6 protein-coding genes are annotated in these 7629 nt (G+C 73.5%); 2 read left to right on the top strand and 4 right to left on the bottom strand.

All coding sequences use genetic code 11. From position 1 onward, the window contains the following. Nucleotides 1–11: 11 nt before the first annotated feature. Both J7523_RS19680 and J7523_RS19675 read left to right on the top strand, forming a co-directional pair. The gene (locus tag J7523_RS19680) at nt 12–176 is read left to right on the top strand and encodes a UDP-N-acetylglucosamine 2-epimerase (RefSeq protein WP_363267387.1); all 165 of its coding nucleotides are present in this window, start codon (nt 12–14) and stop codon (nt 174–176) included. Further along, complete coding sequence (locus J7523_RS19675) at nt 173–1594, top strand: DUF6270 domain-containing protein (protein ID WP_291890392.1); 1422 nt, start codon at nt 173–175, stop codon at nt 1592–1594. Before J7523_RS19680 ends, J7523_RS19675 begins: the two co-directional genes overlap by 4 nt. Nucleotides 1595–1630: 36 nt before the next feature. Here the strand turns inward: J7523_RS19675 and J7523_RS19670 are convergent, their stop codons facing one another. From J7523_RS19670 to J7523_RS19655, 4 genes are all read right to left on the bottom strand, one after another. Continuing rightward, nucleotides 1631–4225 carry a heparinase II/III family protein gene (locus J7523_RS19670; protein ID WP_291890391.1) on the bottom strand — a complete coding sequence of 865 codons (2595 nt, stop codon included), beginning with the start codon at nt 4223–4225 and terminating at the stop codon, nt 1631–1633. Next, on the bottom strand, nt 4218–6440 hold the full coding sequence (locus J7523_RS19665; protein ID WP_291890389.1) for a glycosyltransferase: 2223 nt from the start codon (nt 6438–6440) through the stop codon (nt 4218–4220). The genes J7523_RS19670 and J7523_RS19665 overlap by 8 nt, the downstream gene beginning before the upstream one ends. Beyond that, entirely contained in the window at nt 6437–7129 is a 693-nt protein-coding gene (locus J7523_RS19660) for a hypothetical protein (protein WP_291890387.1), read from the bottom strand. The genes J7523_RS19665 and J7523_RS19660 overlap by 4 nt, the downstream gene beginning before the upstream one ends. Beyond that, nucleotides 7129–7629: UDP binding domain-containing protein (locus J7523_RS19655; RefSeq protein WP_291890385.1), on the bottom strand; the 501-nt coding region annotated here is incomplete at its 5' end. The genes J7523_RS19655 and J7523_RS19660, both read right to left, overlap by 1 nt.

Raw genomic sequence — 7629 nt, 5'->3', positions numbered from 1 at the left:
CCGCCGGCACCGTGCGGCTCGTGGGGACCGACGAGGAGACGATCGTCGCGGAGGTCACCACGCTGCTGCGCGACACGAGCGCGCACGCCGCGATGGCGACCGCCGAGAACCCGTACGGGGACGGGACGGCGGCGCGCCGGTCTCTCTCGGCCGTCAGCCGGCACCTGCTCCGGTGAGCACGGCGGGTGGCGCGTCACCGACGCGCGTGTTCATCTACGGCAGCTGCGTCAGCAGGGACACGTTCGAGCACCTCGACGCGGACTCGTACGCGCTGCTGGACTACGTGGCCCGGCAGTCGCTCGTCAGCGCGTACGCGACGCCTCTCGCCGTCCCGCCGCCGCCAGGCGCGACGAGCACGTTCGCTGCGCGCCAGCACCACGGCGACCAGACGTCGTCCCTCCTCCCGCGGCTCCTCCACCGCGCCGCGCAGGTGGACCTGCTCCTCGTCGACCTGCAGGACGAGAGGAACGGCATCCTCGTGTCGGACGACCACACCACCACGCGGACGCCCGAGACGATGGCCGAACCCGGGCTCGAGGCGCACGGCGGGCTCGCCGTGCGCCACGTCGCCTTCGGCACCGACGAGCACCACACCCTGTGGTCGGCAGCCGCCCAGAGGTTCGTCGCCGACCTCCGGCGTCTCGGTCTGCTCGACCGCACCCTGGTGCTGGCCCTGCCGTGGGCCGAGCACACCGAGGACGGCCGCCCCACGACGCCGAGCTTCGGCGCGGACAGCGCACGACGCAACGACGAGTTCGCCCGGTACCACGACGTGCTGCGGTCGCTGGGTCTCCGCCTCGTCGACCTCCCGGCGCAGGGTGTCCGGTCCTCCGTGACGCACCGCTGGGGAGATGCACCCTTCCACTACGCGGGGTTCGTCTACGAGCACGTGGCGGCCCGCATCGACGCCTTCTCCCGCGACCTGCGAGCTCCCGAGGAGGTCGCCGCACCACGGCCCCACGGCTGGGACTCCCTCGTGGACCCGTGGGTCGACTCGCTCGCGGTGAAGGCCGACAAGATCCCGAGCGCGTACCGCATCTGGCAGTCGGCCCACCGCTACCTCCAGGCGGGCGACACGGAACGAGCGGAGCTGTGCGTGCAGCTGAACGCGCTCATGCACAGCAGCGCCATCCCTGCTGCGACACGGCTCGGCGAGGGCACGGTCTTCGGGTACGGCGGCATCGGGGTCGTCATCCACGCGCTCGCGGACCTCGGGAAGGGACTGACGATCGCGCCACACGTCACGATCGGGGGGAACGGCAAGCCGGTCCGTCGCATCGGCACCGGTGCACCGACCGTCCCGATGATCGGCGACTACGCCGTGCTGTCGACCGGGGCCAAGGTGCTCGGCGGATGTGTGGTCGGTCCGTTCGCGATCGTCGCACCCAACGCCGTCGTCATCGACGACGTCGCCCCCGGCGCCATCGTCGGCGGCGTGCCGGCCCGCGTCATCGGCCGCGTCGACCCCGAGCAGCCGTTCCGCCACAAGGCCAAGTACCTCCCGCTGCGTGGGCTCGACGACGCGGCGTTCCGTGCCCTCTTCGACGAGACCCTGCGGAGCTGGCCGATCTCCTCGCCCGACGAACCCGCGTAGCGACCCCACGCCAGCTCGGGACGACGGGCCGCCCGGTCAGCCGTCGGTCCGAGCCCCGAACGTCACCGACGCCCACATGACCGTCTCACCGTCGACCGGGGCGATGTCGACCATGTGGCAGGGCTCCGCCGAGCCCCAGCTGCGGGACACCCAGCCCCGGTGCCCCTCGTCCGTCGCGCCCGTCCACCGGGCCACCGACCGGCGCGGGTCGAAGCGCAGGTGGAGCCAGGCGTGGTCCGAGCGCACACCGACCTCGCCCTCACCTACCGTGACCTCGGCCGACGCAGGAAGCAGGAAGCGCTGGACCGCGACGTCGGTCGGGCTCTCGAACGAGTCCATCACGCGCAGCGCACCGTCCGTGACCTCGACGACGCGACGCACACGGTGCACGTCGTCGATGCTCGACGAGCACACCAGAGTGTCGACATCGCCGCCTCGGACGACCTGGAGCTCGCTGCGCACGCGGGAGACCCCGGGTCGGTGGACGGCGCCCGGGTAGAGGTCGTCGAACCGCGGGAACACCAAACCCGAGTGCCCGCGCTGGGACTTCACCGCGACGGTCACGGGGTCCCGCCAGTCGTAGTTGTGCAGGCCGCCGTCGAGGATCAGGTCGTCGCCCGCCACCCACAGCGAGACGGCGGTGTCGTCCATGTGCTTGTGCACGTGGGACGAGGACCCGCAGCGCGCGACGACGTGCCAGTCGGCCTCGTTCCGGTAGTACGCGCCGCTCTCCTCCGAGACGACGACCCCACGTGCCGGGTCGACGTCGGCGCGTTCGGCTCCCGAGTCACCGACCGGGGCGAACGTGCGATCGGGACGCACCATGACCCGCAGGGTGGCCTCGCCCGCGTCCACGACCGCGGTGAGGAACGCCCCGAGGTCCGCGACCTCGCCGACGGACCCGACGTCGTCGACGAAGGCCACCAGCGTCCGGGCGAAGCGCAGGTAGAAGGCCTGGTAGGCCGGGGTGTTCTCGCGACAGACCCCCGCCTCGTCGAACGCGCCGCCGATGATCTCGCGGAGCCGTCGTGTCGCCTCCGCGACGACGCTCGGCGATACGACGTGCGGCCACAGGAGGTGGGCGTGCGCGAGGGCGGCCGCGAGCATCATGCCGTGGTTGTTGCCCGCGATGCGGCCCGGCTGACGCGCCCAGGCCACGGCGTGGCGCACGAGCCGCTCCACCGCGGCAGGCTGCGGCCGTCCGACAGCACGCCGCTGGCACGCGAGCGTGCACAGAGCACGCAGCCGCACGGCGACGCTGTGGTCGAGCGAGGTCATGGAGGCCAGCAGGTCCGCTCCCGCCGGTGTGCGGACGAAGGCGTCGTACGACTCGAGCACCGCGTCGACGTACTCACTCCGGCCGTCGTGCTCGAGCGTCGGAAGGAAACCGAGCGAGTGCTCCCACAGCAGGGTGCTCTGCTCCTGCGCCCGTCCGCCGTGCACCCAGGCGCCTGCGTCGCGGTCCAGGTGGACCCGCACGCGGTTGGGGAGCTCCACCTCGACCGCGCCGTCCTCGACGAGGGTGTAGGCCCACCGGGTGGTGCCCGGCCGCGACGCGTCGTCCGCGTGGCGGCTCAGGTACCGCTCGGCGTCGACGACCCCCGTCAGGGGCTCCAGGCGCAGGTCGGGGCGGGTCCGGAGCAGGACGAGGCTCGCCGCGCAGTTGGCAGCCACGCGCACCGGCGTCTTGAGCGCGGTCCGGCCCTCACGCCCGGGGACCGGCGTGCGGCCGGCGTCGGACAGCGCCTCCTCGACGACGGCAGCGACGGACGGGGCGGGCACGCCCTCGACGGCCGCGAGCCAGCAGATCTCCGGCACCGTCGACCAGTCCGGCACCCACGTGGCCCACTCGTCGTCGCGGTCACCGCGTTCCAGGGAGCCCGCGGCGCGACGTGCGGCGCGAGCCAGTGCGGCACGCCACTCGACCTCGTCGGGCACCCCGCCCGCCCACCAGCTCCCGAGCCCGACGACGGTCGCCTGGTAGGCGACGCTGAAGCCGCCGACGACGGCGGCCTTCCCGTCGACGCTGTACACCCACTCGTCCTCGCCGTGCGCCCCCAGGTGCGTCGCCAGGTGGTCCGCGACCTCGGCCACCTCGGCGAGCAGCGCGGGCTCGCGCGTGATCTCGTAGAGCGCCGCGAAGCAGGCGGCGGCGTAGGCGTCACCGTTCAGGACGTCGACACCCGCGCTGTCGTCGTTCTTCCGGAACACGCCCGGCAGCTGCTTGCGTGCCCGGCAGTGCGCCGCGGCGCGTTCGAGGACGGTTCGAGCCTCGACGACGCCGCGACGCCAGCACTGGAGGAGCCCGGGCGCCGCGGCCCCGAGCTCCGCCAGGTCGTGCCACGCCGCGCCCTGCAGGGGGCGGTTGTAGACCGACGGGAAGCCGCCGTCCGGCCCCTGCCGTCGCTCGACGTCCACGACCAGCCTCCGGGCGAGGGCGACGTCCTCCGCCTCACCCAGCAGGCACAGCAGCCCCGCGAGCTGAGACTGGGAGCACAGGCTCGCGTCACCGCCCAGGTCGGGGTCCACGAGCCGTGCGCCGTCGGCACCTGCGGCCCGCACGTGCACCACCAGCTCGTCGGCGAGACGTCGCCCCACGGCGACGTCCGCGGCCGTCATGGGCTCAGCCACGCGACCCGCCAGCGAGGTGCGCCTCGGGCGGCGTGCCGCGCCGTCCGAGCGACGCGAGCCGCGCAAGCGTGCGCATCGCCGCGTTCGAGTCACCCACGGGGGTGCGGTACGCCAGGTCCATGCGGGACAAGGGAGAACCGTCGTCCACGAGCCCCCAGACCGGCACGCCCGACGCGAGGTAGTCGGAGACCTTCGACGGGAGGAAGGGGTTGACGAGGAGGCCGGCGCCCCGGTTGACGTCGTTCGCGAGGAGGACGTCGAACTGCCGCAGCGCGGGCAGGAAGTCGGCGTAGCTCAAGTAGGGCAACGAGTGGACGCTGCCGGCCACGCCGAGCGCCGCCGCGCGGGCACCCACGTCGTCGACGTGGTTGCTGAAGACGTGCAGCCGGATCGTGCGCTGGACGTCGATGTCGCTGTTGGCGAGGCCGACGAACACCTCGTCGAGACCTCTGTTGTCGTAGAAGCTCCCGAAGTAGCCGACGTGCACCTGCCCCTCGGCGGTGACGTAGGGCGCGTCCTCGACGTCGAGCATGAAGGGCGGTGGTGCCGGGTGCGGCCGGACGACCGCGACGCGTGCGACGCGGTCGCGCAGGCGACGCGAGGCCACCTGCGACAGCATGTAGTCGAGCTGGTTGGGGTTCGTGAAGACCAGCTCGTCCGCGAGGGCGAACGTGCTGAGCTCGACGAGGTCGAACAGCGTCTCGAGCCGCTCGCCCCGTGCGACGTCGTCCACCACGTCACGCAGGCGTCGTGCGAGCGCGTCGTCGACGACGGCGCCGCCGCGCCGCTGACCGTGCACGTCCGTCCGCAACGGGTCGGAGAACTCGGCCGCCCACCGCAGGTCGGGGTGCCGGAGCTTGGTGAGCGCGGCGGCGACGTGCGAGCCGGCCCACAGCGCCCGCGAGTACATGCCCTCGTACCGCTGGCCCTGCTGCATCCACTGCTGGGCGACGCCCGCCGAGCGCTCGGCGAACTCGCCGATCAGCCCCCAGTCCGAGAAGGCGGGCCGGGTGTCCACCACCTCGAGGCGGTCCACCCAGCGCGCCGTCATCTCGGAGATGCGGGGGTCGCTGCGCCGCACCCCCGACATGTCGTTGCTGATGACGTCGACCCGGCGTCGACGGGACGCGACGACCTTGGCGGCGACGATGGCGCTGGTGTCGGCGTAGGGCGCGAAGCAGTACGCGAACACCAGCTCCTTCTCCTGCGGGCCGTACAGCGTGCCCCAGGGGAAGCCCACGACACGTGAGCGCTCGACGAGGTCGAGCGCCTCGGAGCGCTGCCCCGGCGACGCCTCGCAGAACCGGCGCACGAACTGGGCCTGCGCGTGCACCAGCGCGTCGCGTGCGCGCGCGGGTCCGTCCTCGAGCGGCAGGGCGCGCAAGCGCGTGATCACCTCGACGCGCTGCCGCACCGCGAAGTCGAAGTCCAGGGCGCGCCGCGACACCGACTCCGGGCGCAGGAGTCGGACGTACGCGGCGTCGGGCTCGGCCACGAACCGGACCGCCAACCCCTCCTCGGCGAGCATGGACCCCCAGTACGCGACGTCCTCGCCGCTGCGGAGCGACGGATCGAACGCGTGGCGCTCCGCGATGTCGGTGGGGACGAGCTTGGCGGCGTTGTACCCGAGCACCCACGGGTGCGCGTCCGCCGACACCTGCTGCCCGGACGCCGCGACGACGCGTTCCCCGAGGACGCCGGGCACCGGCTCCGTCCCCGGCTCGGCACGGTCCACCACGGGGACCGCGACGATGGTGGCGGGTGCGGCGTGCCGCAGCAGGCACTCCAGGAACCGCGGCTGCACCTCGTCGTCGTCGTCGACGAAGGTCACGTGGTCGTGGCGCGCCAACGCCACGCCCAGGTTGCGCGCGAGCGCGACCCCGGCGACGGGTAGGTGCGCGACACGGACGCGGAGGGAGGGGAACGCCTCGCACGTCCGCGCGACGACGTCCCCCGTGCCGTCGGACGGACCGTTCGGCACGACGACGACCTCGTAGCGCGCCGGGTCGAGCGTCTGCCTCGCGAGCGACCCGAGCATCCCCGCGACGCGGGTGGCGCCGTCGAAGGTCGCCAGGACGACGGTGACGCCCGCCACGCGGGTCGCCGGCCGCGTCTCCTGCGACGGGGCCGTGAGCTCTGCGATCCGCGCGTCGAGGACCTCCCTGTCGAACCAGAGCGCTCTCGCGCGCTCCGAGGTCGGTCTCTGCGTGGTCATCTCGCCACCCGCTTCCGCCAGGTCCAGTACCGGAGTGTCGCAGCGCCGAGCCGTGAGCCCTTGAGCGCGTCGTAGCGCGCGGTGAGACGGTCGAGACGCACGCGCAGCGCGTCACGCTCGGCCTCGAGCGCCGCGACGTGCGACCTGACCGCGTCCGCCTCGTGCCGCGTCTCGCGCAGCAGCAGGAGCACGGATGCCAGCTCGGACACGACCGCGTCGTGCTCGGCGGCGTCGACCGGTGGTTCGACGCCGCCGAGGGCACCACCGAGGGCGAGGGCCTCGACCTCGGGGACCGGGGACCCGCCTCCGATCACCGGTACGGCGGAGCCGTCCAGCGTCCACCGTCCGACGACGTGGAGGCTCTCCCGCCGCAACCAGTCGGGCAACGGGCCGTCGCCGCGCGGCGCGAGCGAGCACGCGGCGTCGAGGAGGCTCACGACGGCTCCGTCCCGGACGAGCCCGGTGAGGAGAGCCAGCTCGTCGGACCGCGAGGGCGAGAACAGCGACGCGTGCGCGCCCACGGAGATCACGACGTGCTCCGGGCGGGGCTCGAGCATCTCGCGCACCGACCCGAACCGGAGCGAGGCGGCGAGCGGGGCCGTCGTCAACCGGGCCACCTCGCCCACGGTGAGCGCGACGCCGTCGATGGGCGGGAGCGAACCACCTCCGTCGAGGCCGACCCGAGCCATCAGCCGGCGCTCACGGCACGACGCCACGCGCCACGCGTGTCGATGACCTGCGAGCCGGCACGCGGGCTCCGCCGCGCCGCCTCCGCGCGGAACTGGGTGTGGTCGACGAGCAGGACCACGACGTCGGCGTGACCCAGCGCCTCGTCGAGGTCGACCAGCTCGACACGATCCCGCGCCGCGAGCTCGGCGGGAAGCTCGGCGATGTGCGGCTCGACCACGCTGATCACCGCATGCGGGAGCCGGTCGGCGATCCGGGCGACGATCAGCCGGGCCGGCGACTCACGGAGGTCGTCGATGTCGGGCTTGAAGGAGAGCCCCAGCGCCGCGATCCGTGGCTCGGCGAACGGCAGCGCGGCCCCGACCACCTTGTCCACCACCAGCCCCGGCTTGGCGTCGTTCACCTCGCGCGCGGTGCGGATGAGGCGCGCCTCCTGCGGGGCGGCGTCCACGATGAACCACGGGTCGACGGCGATGCAGTGCCCGCCGACGCCGGGCCGGGC

Origin of the sequence: Cellulomonas sp., assembly GCF_017744555.1 — a bacterium.
GTDB lineage: Bacteria > Actinomycetota > Actinomycetes > Actinomycetales > Cellulomonadaceae > Cellulomonas.
This window is presented reverse-complemented; position numbering and strand designations above follow the sequence as displayed.

Bases quoted from the DNA above. Each gene is read 5' to 3' on its own strand.
- J7523_RS19665 (WP_291890389.1), bottom strand. From the start codon at position 6,440: ATGACCACGCAGAGACCGACCTCGGAGCGCGCGAGAGCGCTCTGGTTC.
- J7523_RS19660 (WP_291890387.1), bottom strand. From the start codon at position 7,129: ATGGCTCGGGTCGGCCTCGACGGAGGTGGTTCGCTCCCGCCCATCGAC.